This window comes from Pseudomonas vanderleydeniana, assembly GCF_014268755.2.
GTDB lineage: Bacteria > Pseudomonadota > Gammaproteobacteria > Pseudomonadales > Pseudomonadaceae > Aquipseudomonas > Aquipseudomonas vanderleydeniana.
In genome coordinates, this window is the sequence record NZ_CP077093.1 from 4854754 (window position 1) to 4879037 (window position 24284).

Annotated in this window: 23 protein-coding genes and 1 pseudogene; 12 read left to right on the forward strand and 12 right to left on the reverse strand. The window is 64.7% G+C overall.

What is annotated here, in order from left to right; genetic code table 11:
* Together HU752_RS21795 and HU752_RS21800 are read right to left on the reverse strand one after the other, a co-directional pair.
* A complete protein-coding gene (locus HU752_RS21795) occupies positions 1–1221 on the reverse strand; it encodes a multidrug effflux MFS transporter (RefSeq protein ID WP_186675435.1) in 1221 nt (406 codons plus the stop codon).
* A gap of 117 nt (positions 1222–1338) precedes the next feature.
* A complete protein-coding gene (locus HU752_RS21800) occupies positions 1339–1722 on the reverse strand; it encodes a VOC family protein (RefSeq protein ID WP_186675434.1) in 384 nt (127 codons plus the stop codon).
* Between the two features lie 141 nt (positions 1723–1863).
* Between HU752_RS21800 and HU752_RS21805 the strand changes: the two genes are divergently transcribed.
* On the forward strand, positions 1864–2769 hold the full coding sequence (locus tag HU752_RS21805) for a LysR family transcriptional regulator (RefSeq protein WP_225920053.1): 906 nt from the start codon (positions 1864–1866) through the stop codon (positions 2767–2769).
* On the opposite strand, the gene HU752_RS21810 is transcribed toward HU752_RS21805, so the two are convergent.
* From HU752_RS21810 to HU752_RS21825, 4 genes are all read right to left on the reverse strand, one after another.
* Positions 2766–2954 carry a DUF1289 domain-containing protein gene (locus HU752_RS21810; protein WP_186675432.1) on the reverse strand — a complete coding sequence of 63 codons (189 nt, stop codon included), beginning with the start codon at positions 2952–2954 and terminating at the stop codon, positions 2766–2768. The two genes, HU752_RS21805 and HU752_RS21810, sit on opposite strands and share 4 nt — an antisense overlap.
* Positions 2955–3014: 60 nt before the next feature.
* Entirely contained in the window at positions 3015–3953 is a 939-nt protein-coding gene (gene dmeF / locus HU752_RS21815) for a CDF family Co(II)/Ni(II) efflux transporter DmeF (RefSeq protein ID WP_186675431.1), read from the reverse strand.
* 7 nt (positions 3954–3960) lie between these two features.
* On the reverse strand, positions 3961–4236 hold the full coding sequence (locus HU752_RS21820; protein ID WP_186675424.1) for a metal/formaldehyde-sensitive transcriptional repressor: 276 nt from the start codon (positions 4234–4236) through the stop codon (positions 3961–3963).
* 99 nt (positions 4237–4335) lie between these two features.
* Entirely contained in the window at positions 4336–4611 is a 276-nt protein-coding gene (locus HU752_RS21825) for a DUF3422 family protein (RefSeq protein ID WP_186675422.1), read from the reverse strand.
* 1351 nt (positions 4612–5962) lie between these two features.
* On the opposite strand from HU752_RS21825, the pseudogene HU752_RS32260 reads away from it, so the two are divergent.
* Together HU752_RS32260 and HU752_RS32265 are read left to right on the forward strand one after the other, a co-directional pair.
* A pseudogene (locus tag HU752_RS32260) lies at positions 5963–6118 on the forward strand (HAMP domain-containing protein); the annotation flags it as partial.
* Positions 6119–6250: 132 nt separating this feature from the next.
* Positions 6251–6976, forward strand: coding sequence for a methyl-accepting chemotaxis protein (locus HU752_RS32265; RefSeq protein ID WP_437182382.1), 726 nt, complete (start codon positions 6251–6253; stop codon positions 6974–6976).
* A 37-nt stretch (positions 6977–7013) separates the two neighbouring features.
* Here the strand turns inward: HU752_RS32265 and HU752_RS21835 are convergent, their stop codons facing one another.
* From HU752_RS21835 to glnT, 5 genes are all read right to left on the reverse strand, one after another.
* Positions 7014–8339, reverse strand: coding sequence for an ammonium transporter (locus HU752_RS21835; protein ID WP_186675417.1), 1326 nt, complete (start codon positions 8337–8339; stop codon positions 7014–7016).
* A gap of 265 nt (positions 8340–8604) precedes the next feature.
* Complete coding sequence (locus HU752_RS21840; protein WP_186675415.1) at positions 8605–9939, reverse strand: FMN-binding glutamate synthase family protein; 1335 nt, start codon at positions 9937–9939, stop codon at positions 8605–8607.
* A gap of 15 nt (positions 9940–9954) precedes the next feature.
* Entirely contained in the window at positions 9955–10638 is a 684-nt protein-coding gene (locus HU752_RS21845) for a GltB/FmdC/FwdC-like GXGXG domain-containing protein (RefSeq protein WP_186675413.1), read from the reverse strand.
* 11 nt (positions 10639–10649) lie between these two features.
* A complete protein-coding gene (locus tag HU752_RS21850; RefSeq protein WP_186675411.1) occupies positions 10650–11555 on the reverse strand; it encodes a class II glutamine amidotransferase in 906 nt (301 codons plus the stop codon).
* A gap of 73 nt (positions 11556–11628) precedes the next feature.
* Positions 11629–12963, reverse strand: a complete 1335-nt coding sequence (gene glnT / locus HU752_RS21855) for a type III glutamate--ammonia ligase (protein ID WP_186675409.1) — start codon at positions 12961–12963, stop codon at positions 11629–11631.
* A gap of 288 nt (positions 12964–13251) precedes the next feature.
* Here glnT and HU752_RS31930 point away from each other — a divergent pair, with 288 nt between their 5' ends.
* From HU752_RS31930 to HU752_RS21900, 9 genes are all read left to right on the forward strand, one after another.
* A complete protein-coding gene (locus HU752_RS31930; RefSeq protein ID WP_186675407.1) occupies positions 13252–13857 on the forward strand; it encodes a helix-turn-helix domain-containing protein in 606 nt (201 codons plus the stop codon).
* Between the two features lie 273 nt (positions 13858–14130).
* A complete protein-coding gene (gene purU / locus HU752_RS21865; protein ID WP_186675405.1) occupies positions 14131–14997 on the forward strand; it encodes a formyltetrahydrofolate deformylase in 867 nt (288 codons plus the stop codon).
* The gene (folD, locus tag HU752_RS21870) at positions 14994–15899 is read left to right on the forward strand and encodes a bifunctional methylenetetrahydrofolate dehydrogenase/methenyltetrahydrofolate cyclohydrolase FolD (protein WP_186675403.1); all 906 of its coding nucleotides are present in this window, start codon (positions 14994–14996) and stop codon (positions 15897–15899) included. The genes purU and folD overlap by 4 nt, the downstream gene beginning before the upstream one ends.
* Complete coding sequence (locus tag HU752_RS21875; RefSeq protein WP_186675402.1) at positions 15881–17122, forward strand: FAD-dependent oxidoreductase; 1242 nt, start codon at positions 15881–15883, stop codon at positions 17120–17122. The genes folD and HU752_RS21875 overlap by 19 nt, the downstream gene beginning before the upstream one ends.
* Before the next feature lie 10 nt (positions 17123–17132).
* A complete protein-coding gene (locus HU752_RS21880; RefSeq protein ID WP_186675401.1) occupies positions 17133–17438 on the forward strand; it encodes a sarcosine oxidase subunit delta in 306 nt (101 codons plus the stop codon).
* Positions 17435–20332 (forward strand): 2Fe-2S iron-sulfur cluster-binding protein, encoded by a 2898-nt coding sequence (locus HU752_RS21885; RefSeq protein ID WP_186675400.1) that lies wholly within the window; start codon positions 17435–17437, stop codon positions 20330–20332. The genes HU752_RS21880 and HU752_RS21885 overlap by 4 nt, the downstream gene beginning before the upstream one ends.
* Position 20333: 1 nt before the next feature.
* Positions 20334–20936: a sarcosine oxidase subunit gamma gene (locus HU752_RS21890; protein WP_186675399.1), complete on the forward strand. Its 603-nt coding sequence runs from the start codon at positions 20334–20336 to the stop codon at positions 20934–20936.
* Positions 20937–20990: 54 nt separating this feature from the next.
* Entirely contained in the window at positions 20991–21770 is a 780-nt protein-coding gene (locus HU752_RS21895; protein ID WP_186675398.1) for an IclR family transcriptional regulator, read from the forward strand.
* A gap of 367 nt (positions 21771–22137) precedes the next feature.
* The gene (locus HU752_RS21900) at positions 22138–23463 is read left to right on the forward strand and encodes an OprD family porin (RefSeq protein ID WP_186675397.1); all 1326 of its coding nucleotides are present in this window, start codon (positions 22138–22140) and stop codon (positions 23461–23463) included.
* A gap of 184 nt (positions 23464–23647) precedes the next feature.
* Here HU752_RS21900 and HU752_RS21905 read toward each other — a convergent pair whose 3' ends face one another.
* Positions 23648–23977 (reverse strand): DUF2790 domain-containing protein, encoded by a 330-nt coding sequence (locus tag HU752_RS21905; RefSeq protein WP_186675395.1) that lies wholly within the window; start codon positions 23975–23977, stop codon positions 23648–23650.
* Positions 23978–24284: the final 307 nt, after the last annotated feature.

Here is a 24284-nt window from a genome sequence, read left to right on the forward strand (position 1 = left end):
TCAATGTCCGGCCAGATTGTAAGACGGTGCAGGGGTGCTGGACACGCTGATTCGAGTCAGCACGCACACCAGCAACGTGCTGGCCACCAGCAAGCCCGCCCACGCCGCGGCACCGAACGACACGATCAGGCCGGCCACCGGCGTGGCGGTGGAGGAAACCGACAGCTGGAAAGCCCCCAGCAGGGCCGCAGTCGAGCCCAGGGCCTTTTCCTGCGACGACATCACCAGCGACATCAACGTCGACTCGGCGATACCCAGGCCGAACAGCGCCACCGCCATCCCGGCAACGACGCCGGCCAACCCGGCGCCCAACAAGGTCGCAGCCAGGACAATCAGGGTACCGAGCGCCATGCAACAGACCCCGAGCATCGACAAGCGTCCCAGCCCCAGGCGGCTGACCCCTTTACCCGCCAGCATCGCCCCCAGCAGGATCGTCACACCGGTGGCGCCGAAGACCAGGCCGAAATCCTGCGCGCTCAGGCCATAGACCTCCTGGTAGACCAGCGGCGCCCCGCCGATGTAGGCGAAGAGGAAAAAGAACACGGCGGCAACTGCCAGGGTCGGCAGCAGGAACCGGCGATCACCGGCAATCGCCAGGTAGGTCGAGCAGGCCGCGCGCAGGCGCAGCGGTTCGCGCTTGTGGACCGGCAGCGTCTCCGGCAGCGCCAGCCAGCTGTTGCAGAACACCGCCAGGCCAAGCACCGCCAGCACCAGCATGACCGCCCGCCAGCCGAAGTGGGTATCGATGAAACCGCCCGCCGCCGGGGCGAGGATCGGCGCCAGCCCCTCGATGGTCATCAGCATGGCGAACAGCTTGGTCGCCGTGACCCCGTGGCTGAGGTCACGCACCATGCTCATGATCACCACCAGCGTCAGCCCGCTGCCGAGCCCCTGGACGAAGCGCAGGCCGATCAGGATTTCCAGCGTGGGAGCCCAGGCGGCCCCGAGCGAGCACACGGTAAACATCGCCAGGCCGACCAGCAGCGGCTTGCGCCGGCCATAGGCGTCCACCACCGGGCCGAACAGCAGTTGCCCGGCGCCCATCGCCAGCAGGAAGAACGTCAGGGTCAGTTGTACGCTGGCGAAGCTGGCCTGATACGCCCTGGCGATCTCCGGCAGGCTGGACAGGTACATGTCGACGGCTGACGGCCCCAGTGCGCCGATCAACCCCAAGGCCATGGCGATGCGCACCGGCACCGCCGGGTCGTTGGAACCGCTCATTTCAGATCTCCATTTTACCTACCGACCGGTCGGTCGTAATGTTTGGCGATCCTAGGGAGACTCTTCCGACAAGTCAATACATTCGGACGGGATCGGTTTTATCGCTTGTAACGCCTCTCAGGCACTCAACGGTTCGGAGATTTCGATCAGGTTCAGGTCCGGGTCCCGGACATACACCGAACGGATCGGTCCGGTCGCCCCGGTGCGCTGCACCGGGCCCTCGAGGATCGGCCAGCGTTGTGCCTGAAGGTGCGCAATGACAGCGTCCAATCCTTGACTGGCAATGAAGCACAAATCCAATGCGCCCGGTACTGGCAGGTGGGCCTTGGGTTCAAACTCCCGGCCACGCACATGCACGTTGATCTTCTGGTTGCCAAAGCGGAAGGCCAGGCGCCCCTGGCCAAAGGTTTCCAGGTTCATGCCCAGCACGCGCAGGTAGAAGTCCTTGCAGACCTCGACATCGAAGGTGGTCAGTACCAGATGGTCCAGGTGGTCGATCATCACGCACGCTCTTGTTCATCAGTGGGTCATCTGCCAGCTCACTGCCTGAGCCGCAAAGCGATCATCGCGCCAATCTCGGCCAGTGAACATTTCAATTTTTTCCACTATGGTTTCCATTCTGGAAACCCTGGATATCGCTGCGTGCACAATCTCCTGCAACTCGACCTGCTTTCGTTGCGCCTGCTGGTGTTGGCGGCGGACAGCAAAAACCTCACCAAGGCGGCGGAACAGGCGCACCTGACGCTATCGGCGGCGAGCAAGCGGCTGGCCGAACTCGAGCGGGTGACCGGCTGTACCCTGTTCATCAGGTTGCCCCGAGGCCTGCAGATCACCCCGGCCGGCCAGGGCCTTGCGCAACACGCAAGGCTGATGCTGGACAACGCCCAACGCCTGGCCCATGACGCAACCGACTTCGCCAATGGGGTACGCGGGCACCTGCGTCTGTTCGCCAACACCTCGGCAGTGATCCAGTTTCTGCCGCAGGACCTGGCCGACTTTCTTGGCACCCATCCGGATATTCGCATCAGCCTGGAGGAAGCGCTGAGCGACATGACGGTGCAAGCGCTGAAAGACGGCAAGGCCGACATTGGGATCTTTGCCGATAACGTGCCTACCAACGGCCTGGAGGTACGCCCCTATCGCCAGGACCAACTGGTGGTCCTCGTGCCGGCGGACCACCCCCTGGTCCGGCACGGCAGTGTTTCCCTGGTCGAAACGCTGGAGTACGACTTCGTCGCCCTGAACCAGGGCAGTTCGCTGCTGGAGCGGATCCGCCAGGCGGCCGCCAGTGCCGGCGGGCTGCTCAAGGTGCGGATCCAGGTCAGCAGCTTCGACGGCATTTGCCGCATGATCGAGGCCGGTCTGGGGATTGGCATCCTGCCGCTGGGCTCGGTGCGGCCCGAAGTGCTGCAACGCAAACTGCGGGCGATTCACCTGCGCGACGCCTGGGCCAGCCGCACCCTGAACGTCGGTGTCGTGGAGGCCGCCAGGCTGTCACCGGAGGCGGCCAACCTCTTCCACTACCTCACCACGGTCCAGGCAGGCTAGCCCTTGTTTTTCTTCTTGGTGATGGCTTTCATGCGGGCGCTGGCCTTCTGCACCGTCGCCATCTTTTCCGGGCGCTTCATGCCGCGCCACTTGCGGATTTCCTCCCGGGTGCGCCCACAACTCACGCACATCTCGCTGTTCAACTGACACAGCGAAACGCAGGGATTTTCAATGTCCTTTGCCATCTCTACCACTCGGCCCTTGCCGTCGATTCTATCGTTGCCAACCAGGCGCTGGCCTGGGGATCAGGCCACCCGGTACTCGACCGTGAGGTGGGTCACTTCATGGACCGGCTGCAAGGCCGCGCGCACGTCGTCGGCAGACCACTGCGAGGAGCCCTGCACGCTGACAATCGCGGCTCGCGCCTCCGGGCCCACCCGCCAGACATGCAGGTCGGTGATTTGCAGCGGGCCGGACGGGTCGAGCAACTCGCGGATTTCCTCGGCCACGTGCTCGTCAGTCCTGTCCAGCAGCACCGAGGCGGTGTCCTGCATCAGTGTCCAGGCCCAGCGCGCGATGACCACGGCGCCGACGATCCCCATCAACGGATCCAGCCAGACCCAGCCGAGGTACTGGCCCGCCAGCAACGCCACAATCGCCAGGACGGAAGTGACCGCATCGGCCAGCACGTGGACGTAGGCCGAGCGCAGGTTGTTGTCCTCTCCGTGGGCGTGCCCAGGGTGATGATGATCGTGCCCCTGGCCGTGACTGTGGGCATGGCTGTGGGCATGGCCCGCGCCACCGGCCAGCAGCAGCGCGCTGGCGATGTTCACCACCAGGCCGATGACCGCGATCAGGGTCGCCGTGCCGAACTGGACCTGGGTCGGTTCGAACAGGCGCATGACCGATTCGATGCCGATGCCCAGCGAGATCAGCCCGAGAATCAGCGCCGAGGCGAAGCCGCCCAGGTCACCCACCTTGCCGGTACCGAAGCTGTAGGCGGCATTGCCGGAATGCTTGCGGGCGAAGGCATAGGCCGCCGCCGCGATGCCCAGCGCCCCGGCATGGGTCGCCATGTGAAAGCCGTCGGCCAGCAGGGCCATGGAGCCGGTGATGTACCCGGCGGCAATCTCGCCCACCATCATCACGACGGTGAGGAGCACCACCCAGAGCGTGCGCCTGGCGTTGTCATCGTGGCTGGCGCCGAGGAAGTCATGGCTATGCATGGGGTTCGTGGTGCTCATCTCTACCTCACTTCGAATAACGACGAATGGCTTCGAGCAGTTCTTCCACGCCCTGCGCGCGCGCTTCGTCAGAGAGCCCCGCCTTGGCGACGTGCTCGCGCGCGTGGTCCTCGACGATCTCGTCGAGCAGGCCGTTGATGGCGCCACGGGTGGCGGCCACCAGGTGCAGGGTCTTGGCGCAGTCCGCCTCCCCTTCCAATGCCCGCTCGATGGCCTGGACCTGGCCGGCGATGCGCTTGACCCGCTTGAGCAGATCGTCCTTGTTGGACCTGACGTGACCCATAGCATACCCCCCTACCCTATACAGGAGCGTATGATGCCGTTCAGTCGCCACGGTTGGCAAGAGCCGTTCGGACGCAAACCGGCGGCGATCGGCAGGCGCTCAAGGCAAGCCGCCCACCTCATGCCCCGGTGCCGGACTGGCCGCCAGGCGTCGCTGGTGCCCCACCATCCGGCGCGTCACGTGGGTCGACAAGGCGGCAATGTCGTCCAGCAGGCTGCGCGTTTCGCCACGCTCCAGCCTGGCGGTGCGCTCGGTCAGCCCCGAGAGCGTCTTCTCGAAGCGCTTCAGTTCCTCGGCCAGGGCCTGTGCATCCGGCCATTGTGCAGCTTGATTCGCAAGGGATGCATGGGTGTGCGGGTATCCATACGGTTTCAAGGGCAGGGACAGCGGGGTCCAAGGGTGTGATGAACGCAGCGCAGGTTCCGGTCACACCCTTGGGCCAAACAGATCCCGGTCCTCGATGAACGAGAACCGGCGCATTCCTTGTCCGCGCCTGCCAGACTCTTGCACCGGCCTGCCAACGAAGGCGCTTTCGTACAGTTTCCGTTCCCGGCCCGGTAGCCTGCGGCAGTCCAGAACATCGCCGTGGAAACTACCGATGAACCCAGCGTTGAATATCAAGAACAAGATCACGCTCCTCGCCAGTGCCTGCCTGGTGACCGTCGTTGGCCTGCTCGCCGGGCTGTCCCTCGAACAACGTCGCGCCAGCGAGGCAGCCATCGCCACCACCGCCACCGGCATGCTGCTCGACACGGCCCGCGACAACCTGCGCGCCGAGGGCCGGGCCCAGGCGCTGAAAATCCAGCAGGGCTTCAGCCGCGAGTACGAGTTCGTCCAGGGCGTGGCCCGCCAGGTCATGCACCTGCGGGCCCAGGCCGGCGCGGGGCTGATGTCGCCCCAGGCCTTGCGCCAGGACCTGACCCGGCTGCTGGGCGATGCCACGGCCGGGCGTTCGCAGGTGCTGGGGCTGTTCGTGGTCTTCGAACCGAACGCACTGGATGGGCATGATCGCGACTTCGTCGGCCAGCAGACGCTGGGCAGCAACGACAGCGGCCGCTTCACGCTCAACTGGCTGCAGCCGGAACCGGGCCAGCTGCAGCTGGTTTCAGGGGAGGAAAAGATACTGGCCGACACCTCCCCCGGCCCCAGCGGCGCGCCGTTCAATGCCTTCCTGACCTGTGCCCGGGACAGCGCCAAGCCCTGCGTGCTCGATCCCTACCTCGACGACTCCAGCGGCACGTCGCACCTGGTCACGACCATCGCCGTGCCGCTGATCGACAACGGCCGGGTGGTCGCGGTACTGGGCCTGGACACCAGCCTCAACGCCCTGCAACACGACGCCGAAGCCGCCAGTTCGACGCTGTATCAGGGCCAGGGAACGCTTTCCATCATCAGTGCCGCCGGCGTGCTGTCCGCCGACAGCGGCCATCCCGATCGGCTGGGCAAGCCGTTGCAGGCCGGCTATCCGCAACAGGCCACCGCCCTGCTCGAAGCGCAACGCAGCGCTCGCATCCAGACCCTCGAGGACGCCGGGCAGATCAACGTCCTGGTGCCCTTCCAACCCATCGACACGGCTCGCCCCTGGGGCGTGCTGGTGCGTGTCCCGCGGGACGTGCTGGGCGCGCCGGTGCAGGTGATGCAGCAGCACATGCAGGTACAGCGCCTGAGGGGCCTGGTGATGGAGCTTTCACTGGGCCTGGTGGTCGCCGTGCTGGGGATCGTGATGATGTGGCTGACCGCCCGCAGCGTGGTCCGTCCGATCCTGCGGGTCGCTGGTCTGCTGGAGGACATCGCCCAGGGCGACGGCGACCTCACCCGCCGCCTGTCCTACCCCGGCCGGGATGAATTGGGCCGGCTGAGCCAGGCGTTCGACCGCTTCCTCGACAAGCTGCAACCGGTGATCGCCCAGGTCCAGCAGACCGTCGGCAACACCCGCCATACCGCCGACCAGTCGGCGCAGATCGCCAGCCAGACCAGCGCCGGCATGCAGCAGCAGCTCCGTGAAATCGAACAGATGGCGACCGCGCTGCACGAGATGTCCGCCACCGCGCAGACCGCGGCGCAGAGCGCGGCCCAGGCGGCGGAGGCAGCGCGGCATGCCGACCAGTCGACGGCCGAGGGATGGCGGGTGATCGAGCGCGCCAGCCAGGGTATCGAGGACCTGGCCGGCGGCATGAGCGACGGCATGCGCAGGCTGCAGGCACTGGCCAGCAGCAGCGACCAGATCGGCTCGGTGATGGACGTGATCCTGTCGATCGCCCGGCAGACCAACCTGCTCGCCCTGAACGCCGCCATCGAGGCCGCGCGGGCCGGTGATGCCGGGCGCGGTTTTGCCGTGGTCGCCGATGAAGTCAGGGGCCTGGCGCAACGTACCCAGGCCTCCGTCGAGGAAATCGGCGTGGTCATCGACAACCTGCGCCAGGGTACCCTGGACGTGACCCAGGCCATGCAGCGCAGCCACGGGCAGGCGCAAGGCAACGCCGAGCAGGCCCGGCAGGCGTTGCAGGCACTGGAGCAGATCCGCCAGGCGGTCGGCGTCATCACCGACATGAACGTCCAGATCGCCTGCGCGGCCGAAGAGCAGAGCAGCGTCGCCGACGAGATCAATCGCAACGTCGAGGCCGTGCGCGATGTCACCGCCTCGCTGTCCGAACAGGCCGGGCACGCGGCCGGTATCAGCCAGCAACTCAACACCCTGGCCACGCAGCAACAGGACCTGATCCAGACCTTCAAGGCCTGAGGTGTCCATGGCGGCAGGGTGTTCCTGCCGCCCGCCCTCAGTGGTTGTAGGCCCGCTCGTTGTGCTCGGCCAGGTCCAGGCCCATCTCCTCGACGTGCTCGTCGGCGCGCAAGCCGACCAGCAGCTTGACGCCCTTGAGAATCACCCAGCTGACGACGAAGCAGTACGCCGTGGTGAACAGCACGCCCTTGATCTGCGCGACCACCTGCCCGCCGAGGGTCACGCCCTCGACCAGGCCACCCAGCGACGGCACGCAGAACACCCCGGTGAGCACCGCGCCGATCATGCCGCCGATGCCGTGCAGGCCGAATACGTCCAGGCTGTCGTCGTAACCGAGGCGCTTCTTCAGCACGGTGACGCTCAGGTAGCAGAACACCCCGCACAGCAGGCCGATCGCCAACGCACCGCCGACACCGACATAGGCACAGGCCGGGGTGATGCCGACCAGGCCGGCCAAGGCACCACTGGCCAGGCCCAGGGCACTGGGTTTACCGACCTTGAACCACTCGGTGAACATCCAGCCGAGGATGCCGGCGCAGGCCCCCAGCTGGGTGTTGAGCATGACGATGCCGGACAGGCCGTTGAGGCCGCCGCCGGAACCGATGTTGAAACCGAACCAGCCGACCCAGAGCATCGCCGCACCGGCCATGGTCAGGCTGAGGTTGTGAGCGGGCATCGGCGCGTTCGCATAGCCCTTGCGCTTGCCCAGCATCAGGCAGGCCGCCAGCGCCGCCACGCCGGCATTGATGTGCACGGCGGTGCCGCCGGCGAAATCCAGCACGCCCCAGTTGTGCATCAACGCCCCCGCACCGCCCCAGACCATGTGCGCCACCGGTGCGTAGACCAGGGTGAACCAGACGGCCATGAACAGCAGCGCCGCCGAGAACTTCATGCGTTCGGCGAAGGCACCGGCGATCAGGGCCGGCGTGATGATGGCGAAGGTCATCTGGAAGGTCACGAAGACGCCTTCCGGGATATCGCCGACCAGGCTTTGCGGGGTCATGCCGGCAAGGAACATCCGGCTCAGCCCGCCGACGAAACTGTTGAAGCTGACCTGCCCCTCGACCATGTGGGTGGTGTCGACCACCAGGCTGTAGCCGAAGATCACCCACAGCACGCCGACCAGGCCGGCAATGCCGAAACACTGGGTGAACAGCGACAGCATGTTCTTGGCCCGTACCAGCCCGCCGTAGAACAGCGCCAGCCCGGGCAGGCACATGAACAGCACCAGGATCGCCGCCGTCACCATCCAGGCGGTGCTGCCGGTGTTGAGGGTCGGGGTCTCGGCCGCCTGGGCCAGGGGAGCGCACGCGCCAAGCGCGAGCACGGCGAGAAGGGATTTGCCGGGTAGACGATTCACCATTTTCGAAGCTCCTGCAATGAATGGAAAAGTGTCTGGCAGAAAGCGATGTGAAGGTGCATCGGGCCCTGGGGGCCTCTTGTTCTGGTGCTACGCAAACTCTGTAGAGACTCTGTTCCCGGTCAAGCTTCGATCGTTCCCACGCTCGGCGTGGGAATGCCTCCCAGGACGCTCAGCGTCCGCTCTTGCGACGCAGAGCGCCACGGGCTGCGTTTCCACGCGGAGCGTGGGAACGATCATCAAAAGAGCCGGTAGCCCCTGTCCGTACCTAGTACTGCTGCCCGGGAATCCACGAGGTCCCGGCCAGCGGCACCCGGGCCATGGCGGCGGACTCGACGGTCAAGGCCACCAGGTCCTCGGGATCGAGGTTGTGCAGGTGGGACTTGCCACAAGCCCGGGCCATGGTCTGCGCCTCCAGTACCAATACACGCAAATAGTTGGCCAACCGGCGCCCGCCCTCGACCGGGTCCAGGCGTTTCGACAGTTCCGGGTCCTGGGTGGTGATACCCGCCGGGTCGCGACCGTTCTGCCAGTCGTCGTAGAAACCGGCCGCCGAGCCGATCTTCTTCAACTCCTCGTCCAGCCGCGGGTGGTTGTCGCCCAGGGCGATCAGCGCCGCCGTGCCGATCGCCACCGCATCCGCGCCCAGGGCCATGGCCTTGGCCACGTCGGCACCGTTGCGGATGCCACCGGAGACGATCAGCTGCACCTTGCGGTGCATGCCCATTTCCTGCAGCGCCTGCACCGCCTGTGGAATCGCCGGCAGAATCGGGATGCCGACATGCTCGATGAACACTTCCTGGGTCGCGGCGGTGCCGCCCTGCATGCCGTCGAGCACGACCACGTCGGCCCCGGCCTTGACCGCCAGCTTGACGTCGTAATACGGGCGGCTGGCACCGATCTTCACGTAGATCGGTTTCTCCCAGTCGGTGATCTCGCGGATCTCGGCGATCTTGATCGCCAGGTCGTCCGGGCCGGTCCAGTCCGGATGACGGCAGGCCGAGCGCTGGTCGACACCGATCGGCAAGGTGCGCATGCCGGCCACCCGCTCGGTGACCTTCATGCCCAGCAGCATGCCGCCACCGCCCGGCTTGGCGCCCTGCCCCAGGACGATCTCGATGGCATCGGCCTTGCGCAGGTCGTCCGGGTTCATGCCGTAGCGCGAGGGCAGGTACTGATAGACCAGGTGCTGCGACTGGCCGCGCTCTTCGGGTGTCATGCCGCCGTCACCGGTGGTGGTGCTGGTACCGGCGATGGTCGCACCACGGCCCAGGGCTTCCTTGGCGTTGGCCGACAATGCGCCGAAGCTCATGCCGGCGATAGTCACGGGGATCTTCAGGTGGATCGGCTTCTTGGCGAAGCGGTTGCCGAGGATCACGTCGGTGCCGCACTTCTCGCGATAGCCTTCCAGCGGGTAGCGCGAAACGCTGGCGCCGAGCAGCAGCAGGTCATCGAAGTGCGGCAGCTTGCGCTTGGTGCCGCCACCACGGATGTCATAGATGCCGGTTTCGGCGGCCCGCTGGATTTCCTGGATGGTCAGGCGATCGAAGGTGGCCGACTCACGCAGGACCGGAGCGGTTTTCGGGGTAGTGGATTCACTCATGTTCGGGCTCCTGGATCAGTACGCGCTGGCGTTGTCGACTTTGAAGTTGTAGAGCTGGCGGGCCGAGCCGTAGCGCTTGAAGTCGCTGGCCTTTTCGTTGAAGCCGGCCTGGTTCAGCAGGGCCTGCAGTTCCTCGAGGTGTTCGGGGCGCATTTCCTTCTCGATGCAGTCCGAGCCCAGCGACTCGACCTTGCCCTTGACGAAGATCCTGGTCTCGTAGAGCGAGTCGCCCAGCGCGTCGCCGGCGTCGCCGCACACCACCAGGCGTCCGGCCTGGCCCATGAAGCAGCTCATGTGGCCGATGCTGCCGCCGACCACGATGTCGATGCCCTTCATCGAGATGCCACAGCGGGCCCCGGCATCGCCCTCGATCACCAGCAGACCGCCGTGGGCCGTGGCGCCTGCGGCCTGCGAGGCACTGCCCTTGACCCGCACAGAGCCGGACATCATGTTTTCGGCGCAGCCGACACCGACGTTGCCGTGCACGGTGATCGAGGCCTTCTGGTTCATGCCCGCGCAGTAGTAGCCGGCGTGTCCCTGGATATCCACGGACACCGCTTCGTTGACGCCCACGGCCAGGTTGTGCGCGCCGTTGGGATGGGTCACCCGCCATTCGCGCTCGTCGAGTTGCCGGGCCTGGTCGTGCAGGGCCTGGTTCAGCTCACGCACACTGCTGGTGGAAAGATCGATGGTTTTCATGTGTGTGCTCCTTAAGCCGACTGGCGTTCCCAGATGTACAGGGTGGCGGGGACAGGCTCCCAGACCTTGGCCTTGTCGATGCCCGGCAGGCTCGACAGCGCCTGGTATTCCGAGGCCATGGCGACGTAGTCGTCGGTTTCGGCGAGGATCGCCGGCTTGCAGGCGATCGGGTCGCGGATCACGGCAAAGCCGTTGCGGGTACCGATGGCAAAGGTGAAGAAGCCGTCGAGGTCTTCCAGGGACTTGTCCAGCGCGGCCTTGAGCGAGTCGCCCTGTTGCAGGCGCCAGGCCAGGTAGCCGGCCGCCACCTCGGTGTCGTTCTCGGTCTCGAAGTGGATACCTTCGCGGCGCAGGTTCTGACGCAGGCGCGAATGGTTGGACAGCGAGCCGTTATGCACCAGGCACAGGTCGGCGCCGGTGGAAAACGGGTGGCTGCCTTCCATGGTCACCGCGCTTTCGGTGGCCATGCGGGTATGGCCGATGATGTGGCTGCCCTTCATCGACGCCAGGCCGAAACGCTCGGCAATCTCCCTGGGCAGGCCCATGCCCTTGAGGATCTCGATGCTCTGGCCGGCGCTCATGATGCGCACGCCCGGCGCCAGCTCCGCCAACGCGGCACGGACCACGGCCTCTTCGGCCTGGACCTTGAGGACCATCGCGCTGGCGTTCTGGAACCAGTCCAGGGACGCCGCCAGCCGGCCTTCCAGGGCCCCGGCCAGGGCCTTGAAGTCGTAGCCTTCGGTGGTTGCCTGCAAGGTCAGCTTGACCCAGCCCTCGCCCACTTCATCGCCATAGATGGCAAAGCCGGCACTGTCCGGCCCCCGGTCGGTCATGGCTTCGAGCATCGGCTCGAAGAGTTTGCCGAGCTGGGACTCCAGCGCCGGATTCTTCAGGTAAAGCCCTACAATTCCACACATATCGCAAACTCCTGGGCAGAAGACGCCCTACCCCTGGGCAGGGCGTCGGAAACGGTTGGTCAAGACGGGTGGATCAGAAAAACTCGGTGTAGCGCTGCACTTCCCAATCGCTCACATGGCGGCTGTACTCCACCCACTCCATGCGCTTGAGCTTGATGAACTCGCCGACGATCTCCGGGCCCAGCACTTCGGCGAACAGCGGATCGACCTCCAGCGCATCGCAGGCTTCCTTGAGCGACTGCGGCAGGGTCCTGATGCCGCGGGCGGCGATCTCCTCCAGGCTCAGCTTGTAGAGGTTCTCGTTGCAGACGTTGTCGATTTCCAGCTTGCGGTCGATGCCATCCAGGCCTGCGGCGATGATCGCGGCGCTGACCAGGTACGGGTTGCAACCGGCATCCGGCAGGCGGAATTCCAGGCGGCCATAGGGCACGCGGACCATGGCCGAACGGTTGTTGGCACCGAAGGCGATGAACGCCGGAGCCCAGGTGGCGCCGGACAGCGAGTTGCCGACCACCAGGCGCTTGTAGGAGTTGACCGTGGGCGCGGCGAACGCACACAGCGCCGGGCCGTGGGCCAGCAACCCCGCGGCGAAGTGATAGGCCAGCTTCGACAGGCCCATGCCGCTCGGGTCGCCAGCATCGTGAAACAGGTTCTTGTTGGTCGCGCTGCTGATCGACAGGTGGAAATGCATGCCGTTGCCCGCACGCTTGGGATCGGGCTTGGGCATGAACGAACAGATCATGCCCATGTCGTTGGCGATCTCGCCGGCAGCCATGCGGAAGAAGGTGAAGCGGTCCGCCGATTCCATGGCATCGCTGTAGGTGTAGTTGATCTCGAACTGGCCGTTGGCGTCCTCATGGTCGATCTGGTAGATATCGAAGCCCACCGGCTGCAGGGCTTCGGTCAGGCGCTCGAGGAACTCGCGCGAACGCGACAGGCCCTTGTAGTCGTAGCAGGGCTTGTCCAGGGCATCGCTGGCGTCGACCAGTTGCAGCGCCCCGCTGGCGTCACGGCGGAACAGGCTGAACTCGGGTTCGAGCCCGGTGTTGAGCGTCCAGCCACGATCGCTCAGGCGCTCGACCTGGCGTTGCAGCACGTAGCGGCTGTCGTAGGGCCAGGGCTTGCCGTCGACGTGACCGATGCACACAACCCGGCCGTAGCCTTTCTGCCAGGGTACCGGCGTCAGCGAAGACAAATCGCCCCGGGCCATGAAATCCGGGCCGTGGGGCTCCATGCCCATGCCACAGATGGCAAACCCGGCGAAACCCGCACCCTCTTGCGCAACCATCTCCAGGCCCGAGACCGGCACCGATTTGGTCTTGGACGAACCGTGGATATCGACGAACTGAGCCAGCACGTATTTGATCCCGTGCTCCTCGATCAGCCGCTGTGTTTCGGGTGGCAACATGAGCGTTCACTCCTGGCGAAAGGCAAGACGTTGTGGTTGAAAGCGTCGTTTCGCTTCCTGACCAGAACTTATTCCAATCAGGAAACTTACTTTCCCAATAGGAATGCAATGGCCTTGCCAAGTTTGTCGATCAGGGTCACCAGGACCGCGATTGCGGCATTTCCTCTGTATATATGGGAAACTCGTTTTCACCGAGGGAATAATCCAGCGCCGATCGAACAGCCGGAGCCTCTTTCGCACATTCCTGGTGCGAATTTAAAATTATTGAACGGAAACCGTGCAAAGCCGATGAACACGCCTGACGAAGTACAACCCAAGCTCAAGCTCGAGCAGTACCTGGGCATCCAGATCAAGCGCCAGCGCCAGGCCCAGGAATTGAAACTGGCCGACGTGGCGCGCATCGCCGGCATCAGCCAGGGCATGTTGAGCAAGATCGAGAACGCCCAGGTGTCCACCAGCCTGGATATCCTCAGCCGCCTGTGCGACGTGCTCGGCATGCCGATGTCCAAGCTGTTCAGCCAGTACGACCAGCAAGGCGGCAGCGCGCTGCTGGTCAAGCGCGACGAAGGGCTGGAGGTGGTGCGCCGCGGTACCGAGAAGGGCCATACCTACCACCTGCTCAACCACACCCGCGGGCCGAAGAAGAGCTTCGAGGCGTACATGGTGACCATGGACGACGCCAGCGAGGAGTTCCCGACCTTCTCCCACCCCGGCACCGAGTTCCTGCACCTGCTCGAAGGCGAACTGGTCTACCGCCACGGCAACCAGCTGTACCCGATGGAGGCCGGCGACAGCCTGACCTTCGATGGCGAGATTCCCCATGGTCCGGAGAAGCTGGTACAGGTGCCGATCCGCCTGCTGTCGATCATGAACTACGGGACCTCGGGAGAGTAGAACCGGCCCCGCCCCCACCTGCCCGCGATGCCCTGGGCGTCACACCACGACGACGCCTGACACGCCGCCATCGCGGGCACGCCCTTCCCCGCAAAAAATTCCCACCAGTTAAAAAAGTTTCCAGAAACGCTGGACGCGCGATTTCCTTTCGCCTATAAAACCGCAAAAAGAATATTTAATTCCCCACAGGAATTTTTATTCACCAACAAAATCGCCATTCGCCCCTGAATTTCGCCTTGCGCCGAGCTGCCGCCACTCTCCAGAGGACATGCCATGCAACACGAAAAGAACCATTTCATTCTCAAGATCAGCTGTCCGGCGACCTCCGGCATCGTCGCGGCGGTGACCTCGTACCTGGCCGGAAACGGCTGCTACATCGGGGAAATGGCGCAGTTCGACGACGACTTCAGCGGCAAGTTCTTCATGCGCGCGGTGTTCCGTTTCAACGACGGCCACCCGGGCGATATCGACACGCTCAAGGCTGGCTTCAACGACGTCGCCCGGGCCTTCGACATGCACTGGGAACTGCACGACACCCGTCAGCCGATGCGCGTGCTGCTGATGGTCAGCAAGTTCGACCACTGCCTCACCGACCTGCTGTACCGCTACCACAAGGGCGAGATGGACATGATCATCACCGCCATCGTTTCCAACCACCTGGACCTGCGGCCCATGGCCGAACGCGAGGGCATCCGCTTCATCTACCTGCCGGTGACCCGCGAAACCAAGGCCCAGCAGGAAGCCGCGCTGATGAAGGTGGTCGATGAAACCGGCACCGAACTGGTGGTGCTCGCCCGCTACATGCAGATCCTCTCGGACGACCTGTGCAAGCAACTCTCGGGCCGGGCAATCAACATCCACCATTCGTTCCTGCCCGGCTTCAAGGGCGCCAAGCCCTATCACCAGGCCTACGAGCGCGGCGTGAAGCTGATCGGGGCCACCGCGCACTACGTGACGAGCGACCTCGACGAGGGGCCGATCATCGAGCAGGAAGTGCAACGGGTCGACCATGTGTACCTGCCGGATGACCTGGTCGCCACCGGGCGCGACACCGAGACCGTGGCCCTGTCCAAGGCGGTGAAGTACCACCTGGAACACCGCGTCTTCCTCAACAACGACAGAACGGTGATCTTCCGGTGAATACCTCCAAACTGATCGATGGCAAGGCCGCGGCGGCGCGGGTGCTGGCCCAGGTCAAGGCCGACGTCCAGGCGCTGAAACAGGCCGGCGTCGAACCGGCGCTCGCCGTGATCCTGGTCGGCCAGGACCCGGCCAGCCAGGTCTATGTGCGCAACAAGATCCTGCGCGCCGAGGAAGCCGGGATCCGTTCGCTGGAATACCGCCTCAGCGCCGACACCAGCCAGGCGCTGCTGCTCAACCTGATTGGCGAATTGAACGAGGACGCCAGCGTCAACGGCATCCTGCTGCAACTGCCGCTCCCGGCCCATATCGAGGAGACCCGCGCCCTGCAGGCGATTGCACCGGGCAAGGATGTCGACGGCTTCCACAGTGAGAACGTCGGAGGCCTGAGCCAGGGTCGCGACGTGCTGACGCCCTGCACCCCCAGCGGCTGCATGCAGTTGCTCCAGGACGCCTGCGGTGACCTGAGCGGCAAGCACGCGGTGGTGATCGGCCGCTCGAACATCGTCGGCAAGCCCATGGCCGCCCTGCTGCTCAAGGCCCATTGCTCGGTCACCGTGGTCCACTCGCGCAGCGTCGATGCGAAAGCCCTGTGCCGCCAGGCCGACATCGTGGTCGCGGCCGTCGGCCGCCCGCGCCTGATCGATGCCGGCTGGCTCAAGCCCGGCGCAGTGGTGATCGATGTCGGCATCAACCGCATCGATGACGACGGCCGCAGCCGCCTGGTCGGCGACGTCGACTTCGACAGCGCCCTGCCCCAGGTCTCGGCCATCACCCCCGTACCCGGTGGCGTCGGCCCGATGACCATCGCCTTCCTGATGAAGAACACGGTGACCGCTGCCGTTCAGCAGGCCCACGCACAACGCAGTCACCTGGAGGCCCTATGCCATTCCATCTATTGAAATACGGACTCGGTTCGCAATACCCGGTAGAGGTCGACCTGCCCGCGCCGAAGGAACTCAAGCCGTCCTACGACGTGGTGATCATCGGCGGTGGCGGCCATGGCCTGGCCACCGCCTACTACCTCTCGAAGTACCACGGCATCACCAACATCGCGGTGCTGGAAAAGGGCTACCTGGGTGGCGGCAACACCGCGCGCAACACGGCGGTGATCCGCTCCAACTACCTGACCAGCGAAGGCGTGCGCTTCTATGCCGAGTCGGTACGGATGTTCGAGGGTCTGTCCAACGAGTTCGACTTCAACATCATGTACTCCCATCGCGGCCAGCTGACCCTGGCCCACACCGATGCAACCGTGCGTTCGTTCCGCCAGCGCGCCGAGGTCAACAAGCATTTCGGCGGGCGTACCGAAATGATCGACCGCCAGCAGATCCGCGAGTTGGTGCCGACGCTCAACCTCGATCCCGGCCACCTGCCGGTGCTCGCCGGCCTGTGGCACATCGACGGTGCCACCGCCCGCCACGACGCGGTGGCCTGGGGTTATGCCAAGCAGGCCGCCAAGCGGGGCGTGGAGATCCACCCGCTCACCGAGGTCCAGGAACTGGTCATCGAGCACGGCACGATCACCGCAGTGAAGACCAACCGCGGCACCATCCGTTGCGGCTGCGCGGTACAGGCCGTGGCCGGCATGAGTTCGCAACTGATGAAAAAGGCCGGCATCCGCTCGCCGATCCAGACCTTCCCGCTGCAGGCCATGGTCACCCAACCGTTCAAGCCATTCCTCGACCCGCTGGTGAGCTCCTCGGCCCTGCACTGCTACGTGCAGCAGACCAGCCGTGGCGAGGTGGTGTTCGGGGGGGGCTCCGACCCGTATCCGCTGTTCAACACCCGCTCGACCCTGGACCTGAAGGAAAGCCTGCTGGCCCACGCCATCGAGATGTTCCCCTTCCTGGCCAACGCCAAGCTGATGCGCCAGTGGGCCGGGATCACCGACATGACCCCGGACTACAGCCCGATCATGGGCCTGTCGCCGGTGAAGAACTACTACCTGGACGCCGGCTGGGGCACCTGGGGCTTCAAGGCCACGCCGATCTGCGGCAAGACCATGGCCGAGCTGGTCGCCAGCGGCGGAAAGGTACCGGAACTGATCAGGCCGTTCGGTCTCGAGCGCTTCTCCACCTTCCAGCAAGTCAACGAAATGGGCGCGACAGCGGCCAGCCACTGAGGAGCGGAACATGAAAGTGATGAATTGCCCGCTCAACGGGCCGCGCAACATCAGCGAATTCACCTACGGCGGCGAGTTCAAGCGGATGCCCGACCCACAGGCCTGCAGCGATGCGCAATGGGCCGACTACGTGTTCAACAGCGAAGACACCCTCGGCGTGGTCCGCGAATGGTGGATGCACAACCCGTCCAGCTACTGGTTCCTGGCCGAACGTCATACCGGCAGCGACGAGATCCTGCGCACGTTCGACCCCCGGGAACTGTTCGACACCCGCATTGAATTCACTGCCGCGACCACCCAGGAGACCGTGCGATGAACCGCCTCCCCGTACCCATGGGCCTGCTGATCGACCGCAGCCAACCGCTCGACTTCAGCTTCGATGGCCAGTCCTACCAGGGGTTCGCCGGCGACAGCATCGCCAGCGCGCTGCTCGCCAATGGCCGCTTCCTGTTGTCGCGCTCGTTCAAGTACCACCGTCCGCGTGGCCCGCTGACCATGGCGGGACAGGACGCCAACACCCTGGTGCAACTGCCGCGCGAACCGAATGTGCTGGCCGATACTCACCTGCTGGAACACGGTGTGCAGGTGACCGGACAGAATTTCAACGGCTCGCTGGACAATGACCGCGACGCCTACCTCGGCAAGTTCTCCAGGTTCATGCCGGTGGGCTTCTACTACCGCTCCTTCTACAAGCCCCGGGGCGCCTGGAAGCTGTGGGAGCCGATCATCCGCAGGAAGGCCGGCCTGGGTGTGCTCGACCTGACGTTCCAGCCGGAGTACTACGACAAGGCCTACCTGTTCACCGACCTTGCCGTGATCGGGGCCGGCCCGGCCGGCCTGCAGGCGGCCCTGACCGCCGCCAATGCCGGGGCCAGGGTCCTGCTGATCGAGCAACAGCCGATCCTCGGTGGCTCGCTGACCTACGCCCGCTTCGACCTCGAGGGCCAGCGGGCCGAGCAGTTGCGCCGGGAGCTGGTCGATGCGGTGGAAAATCACGCCAACATCCGCGTGCTGAAAAAGGCCACCTGCAACGCCTGGTTCACCGACAACTACCTGCCGGTGATCCAGGGCAAGCGCCTGTACAAGGTCCGCGCCACCCAGTGCCTGATCGCCAGCGGCTCGTTCGACCAGCCGGTGATCTTCCGCAACAACGACCTGCCCGGGGTGATGCTCAGCAGCGCCGCGCAACGCCTGATGAAACTGTATGCGGTCAAGCCGGGCCAACGCGCCGTGGTCCTGACCGGCAACGACGACGGCTACCTCGCCGCGCTGGACCTGAGCGAGCAGGGTGTCGAGGTTGCCGCGCTGGTCGACATGCGCCCCCACCCGGCCCGTCGCGAGTGGCTGCTGGCCCTGGAAAAGCGCGGCATTGCCTGCCACGCCGGCAGCACCGTGTACGAGGCCCTGCACGAGAAAGGCCTGCGCCATGTCAGCGGCGTCGACATCCGCGCCATCACCGGCCAAGGCCAGGTCGCGGCACAGGGGCAGATCCTGGCCTGCGACCTGTTGTGCATGTCCGGCGGCTACATGCCGGTCTACCAACTGCTGTGCCAGGCCGGCGGCAAGCTGGCCTACGACGACCAACTGGCGGAGTTCACCCTCAGCGGCCTGCCGCAGAACCTGCGCGTCGCCGGTTCCGCCCATGGCTACCACGCGCTGGACAACGTGCTGGCCGATGCCATCGACGCGGCGGCGCAGATCGTCACCGCGCTGAACCTGGACCCCGTCGCCAAACCGCTGCCGCTGCGCAGTGAGGCCCCGGTCAACTTCCCCTGGCCGATCTTCCCGCACCCCAAGGGCAAGGACTTCGTCGACTTCGATGAGGACCTACAGGTGCGCGACATCATCAACGCCACCCGCATCGGCTACCGCGACGTGCAACTGGTCAAGCGCTTCTCCACGGTCGGCATGGGCCCCTCCCAGGGCCGTCACTCGGCCCTGCCGACGGCACGCCTGGTGGCCGCCTCCACCCAGCGCAGCGTCAGCGAGACCGGCGTGACCACCGCCCGGCCTCCGTTCGAGGCGGAAAAACTGGCCCATGTCGCCGGCCGCGCCTTCGACCCGTACCGGCAGACACCGATGCACCAGCGCCACCTGGACGCCGGGGCGAAGATGATGCCGGCCGGGATCTGGCAGCGTCCGGCCTATTACGGCAAGCCCAGCCAGCGTGACGCCTGCATGCAGGCCGAGGCGCTGCATGTGCGCAACAAGGTCGGCATCATCGACGTCTCGACCCTCGGCGGCCTGGACGTCCGTGGCCCGGACGCCGCCGAACTGCTCAACCGGATGTACACCTTCGCCTTCCTCAAGCAGCCGGTGGGCCGCTCGCGTTATGCGCTGATGACCAACGAACACGGCGTGGTAATCGACGACGGCGTCTGCGCGCGCTTCGCCGACAACCACTTCTACGTGACCGCCACCACCAGCGGCGTGGACCGTATCTACCAGCAGATGCTCAAGTGGAATGCCCAATGGCGGCTGGACGTCGACATTGCCAACGTCACCGCAGCAATTTCTGCGGTCAACGTGGCCGGGCCGGACTCACGCAAGGTGCTGGAAAAAGTCTGCAGCGACCTCGACCTGTCGGCCGAAGGTTTCCCCTACCTGGCCGTGCGCCAGGGGACCGTGGCCGGGATCAAGGCCCGCCTGCTGCGGGTCGGCTTCGTCGGCGAGTTGGGCTATGAGATCCACGTCCCGGCCCGCCATGCGCTGCAACTGTGGGATGCGCTGATGGCAGCCGGCAAGGCCCACGACATTCGCCCGTTCGGCGTCGAGACCCAACGCCTGCTGCGCCTGGAAAAAGGCCACGTGATCATCAGCCAGGACACCGACGGCATGACCCACCCGGCCGAGATCGACATGGGTTGGGCGGTCAGCCGCAACAAGCCGTTCTTTGTCGGCCGCCGCTCGGTGGACATCCTCGAAGCCCAGCCGCAGAAACGCAAGCTGGTCGGTTTCACCCTGCCCAAGGGCAGCCCGCAGCCGCTGGAAGGCCATCTGGTGCTCAAGGGCCCGGACATCAGCGGCAACGTGACCTCTTGCGAATACTCGCAGACCCTCGACCGGATCATCGGCCTGGCCTATGCCGCCTTCGACCAGTCCACGCCGGGGCAACGGCTACCGATCCGGGTCGAGGGCGGCGTGATCGTCCAGGCCACGGTGGTGAAGCTGCCGTTCTTCGACCCTGAAAACCAGCGCCAGGAGCTCTGACATGTCCAGCCTCATTACCGAACGTCCCATCGCGGCTGCCCGGCACCCGGACGGCGTACCCGCGCAATGCACCCTGGTCGACCTGACCGACCTGCCGCGGGTCGGCTTTCGTGGCCCCCACAGCGCGGCCTACCTGCAGGCCCGCGGTTTCAGGCTGCCCGAGGCGCCCAACCGCGCCATCACCCAGGACGACGGCAGCCACGTGGCGCGCCTGTCGCAGACCGAGTACCTGCTGCTGGGCAGCCTCGCTGACCGTGGCGAGCGCATTGCCCACGAAGAGGCCCGCTGGGCGCTGGACCACAGCGCCAACTACCTGCTGCCGCGCCAGGACAGTCACGCCTGGCTGCAGTTGAGCGGCGTGTGCATCGCCGAGGTCATGGCCAAGCTCTGTGGCGTCGACCTGCGTGCCCAGGCCTTCGCGCCGGGGGCCGTGGCCCAGACCTCGGCGGCGCGGATCAACGTGATCGTGGTCAACCTCGGCGGCGACGCCCAGCCGACCTTCCAGATCCTCTGCGACCGCGCTTCGCTGGCGTACTTCAGGGACGCCGTCCTCGACGCCATGGCCGAGTTCGATGGGCAACTGTCGAGCCTGGACGCCTTGTAGCCATCGTCCCCTGTGGGTGCCCGAACCCACAGGGGCAAGCAGGAGGAATGCCCCATGAACCTGCCTGAAACGCTCGATCGGGACACCGACTACCGCGTCCCCGCCCTCGCCCGCGGCCTGGGCGTGCTGGGCATGTTCAGCGCCCGCACCCGCAGCCTGAGCATGCAGGAGATCGCGGCACAGTTGGGGGTCACCCCCTCGGCGGTGTATCGCATCCTGTTCACGCTGACCGACATGGGTTACCTGAACAAGCGCAACAACCAATACGAACTGGGTGCCCGGGTAATCAGCGACGGCTTCAGCTACCTGGCCAGCCGCGACATCGTCGAAGTGGCGATGCCCCATCTGAACGAGCTGCGCGACCGCACCTCGCTGTCCTGTCACCTGAGCATCCGCGAGCAGACCGACAGCCTGTACCTCTACCGGGCGTTCGCCGCGCAGCGCCTGTCCGTGAACATCCCGATAGGCACCCGAATCCCCTGCCATTGCACGGCGATGGGCCGGGTCCTGCTGACGGGTCTGGGGACTGCGCAGATCGCCGCGCTGTACCAGCAGGTACGCCTGGACGACTACCCCAGCCCGGCGCCACGCACCTTGCCGGCGCTGCTGCAGATGGTCGAGCAGGACCGCCAGCAGGCCGTGCTGCTGCATCGCTCCGACTACTCCACCGCCATCGCCACCGGCCTGCGCGATCATCAGGGCCAGGTGACGGCAGCCATCAACCTGTCCGGCCCGGATGCGGTGATGGATTCGGCGGACGCTCGCCTGGACTTCGAACGACTGCTGCGGGCCTGCGCGCAGGCGATCAGCCTGGAACTCGGCTACCAGCCGTAGGCTGTGTATGAAATTGTTTGAAACGCAGGTTAGGCAAGGCAAAAACCGGCGAGGAAGCGCAGTTTACTGGCGTAAATGAGCATTCCGAGCCGTTTTTTAACGCCGCATAACCAAGTTTCAAGCGATTTCATACATAGCCTAGGCTGAAGTGATAAGGCGAAGGATTCGCCCGTTCAATATCCCACTTGGCGAAAGTTATCCAAATCGCTCTTTCGATCGCTAACGTATTCATTTCAGATTTGTAATGCCCGAGTCACTCCGCCGTTATCCGGGACTCGTCAGTATTGGGCGTACTGGCAACTTTCGGTACTACAAAAAGGCCAGGTCGAACGTCTACAAGAAATCTGCCGATTCGAACGGAGCGCACATGACTCAATTGAAAACAATATCTCTCGCCCTGCTTTCCACTCTCGCCACAACCACTCCGCTCGCCAGCTCTGCCGGCGAACAGAAAGAGGGTTTCATCGAGGGCAGCACGTTGAATGTCCTCAGCCGCACCTTCTACATGAACCGCGACTACCGCAAGGGGCAATCCGCCCCTTCGGGCAACGGTTACTCCGAAGCCACGGCACAGGGTTTCATCGGCAAATTCGAATCCGGCTTCACCCAGGGCACGGTCGGCGTCGGCCTCGATGCCTTTGCCATGGTGGGCCTGAAACTGGACACCGGTGATGGACGCAACGGCGGGCAGAGCTCGTTCAACGTCCTGCCGGTCGACCATGAGGGGCAAGCCAGGGACCAGTACAGCAAGGCGGGTGGCTCGTTGAAAGTCCGGGCCTTCGACACCGTGGTGAACGTCGGCGATGTGTTTCCTTCGACACCGGTCGTGGCCTTCGGCGACTCGCGCCTGCTGCCGGAAAGCTTTCGCGGCGTCACGGCGATCAACCGCAGCATCAGCGGCCTGACGGTACAGGGTGGGCGACTGCATTCGATGAGCCAGCCGCAATCGACCTCGACGCGAGACAACTTCGTGACGTTCTATGCCGGCCCCGTCGACTCGCCCTGGATCGCCTATTTCGGCGGCGACTACGAGGCCACCGACCGGCTGACCCTGGGCGCCTACGCCAGCCGCCTGAAAGATGCCTGGGACCAGAAATACGCCTCGGCATCCTACGTGCTGCCGCTGGGCGATCAAGTGGCACTGACCACCAGCCTGAACTACTACAACGCCACTGACGAGGGCAAAAAGCGGCTCGGCCAGTTCGACAACGACATCTGGAGCGCCAAGGTCGCCCTGAAGTACCGCGCCCACACGCTGTCGCTGTCGCACCAGCGCAACCAGGGCGACGACGACTTCGACTACCTGCGCCAGTCCGACTCCATCTACCTGGCCAACTCCATCCAGTACAGCGACTTCAACGCCCCCCGGGAACGCTCGTGGATGGTGAGCTACAACCTGGACATGAGCGATTTCGGCGTCCCGGGCCTGACGTTCATGACCCGTTACGGCAAAGGCACGGATGCCGACTATTCCCACGCCAACAGCACCTACATGCGCCGGGACGCCGAGGGCAACCCGCTGGTCGACCAGAAACGCTGGGAACGCGATATCGAAGCCCGCTACGTGGTCCAGACCGGCAGCCTGAAGGACCTGTCGTTGCGCCTGCGCCAGGCGACCACCCGGGCCACCGCGTTCGAATCGGACCTGGATGAAGTCCGGCTGATCGTCGAATACCCGTTGAGCGTGCTCTGACCGACGTCGTACAAACCCTCCGGCGCCGGGGCTCCTCCAGGCGCAGGCCATCGACACCACAGGTGCCCCGCGGGGCACCTTTTTCATGCCCGCCACGGCGATCCGGGCACAAAAAAGCGGCCCTTGAAGGCCGCCCTGGGAGGAGCTTGCGGTCAGGGGCTGCGACATGGCCCCGCAGAAGAGGTCAGTTCTTGCCCATGCAATCGCTCATGACCTTGTACTGCAGGGTATTGAGCTCGCCCTTCGAGTTCTCGTAGGTCATCAGCTGGGGGATGACCTTGCACAAGCGCATTTCGGGCGATACCCGGATGACCTTGGCAATGTCGAGCTTCATCCCGTAGGTGTAGTTGACGATCGCCGGCAGCGGCTTGTTGTTGTCCTGCGCGTATTGACTGATCGCTTCCTGATGATCCTGGATGATGCGCCTGGTCAGCGACTCATCGTTGGCAAAGGCGTGTGAAACAACCGGCGAGATAATGGCCAGGGTAAAAACCAGCGACTGGATGATACGCATCTTGTGTCTCCATTTAAGTGATGACTCAAGTTACCAAGCCACCACTAACTGGAAGGTTGCGCAAAAATTACCATTCTGAAAACTTGCAAGACTCATATCGACGCAGGCTCATGACAGTATTGTAATTATTCCCTCACCTTGCCGTTATCCTCCCTGGCGTACTCTTTCCATCAACTCCTGAAGTTCAGGAAGAAGTTGCAAGACGACCGAATTCACCTTTAGAAGCTCCAATGCTCCTTTGGTTAAGGTGAAACTTTAAGCGCCCGAATGGGCGCTTTTTTTTGCCTGCGGTTCAGGGGCCGCTGGC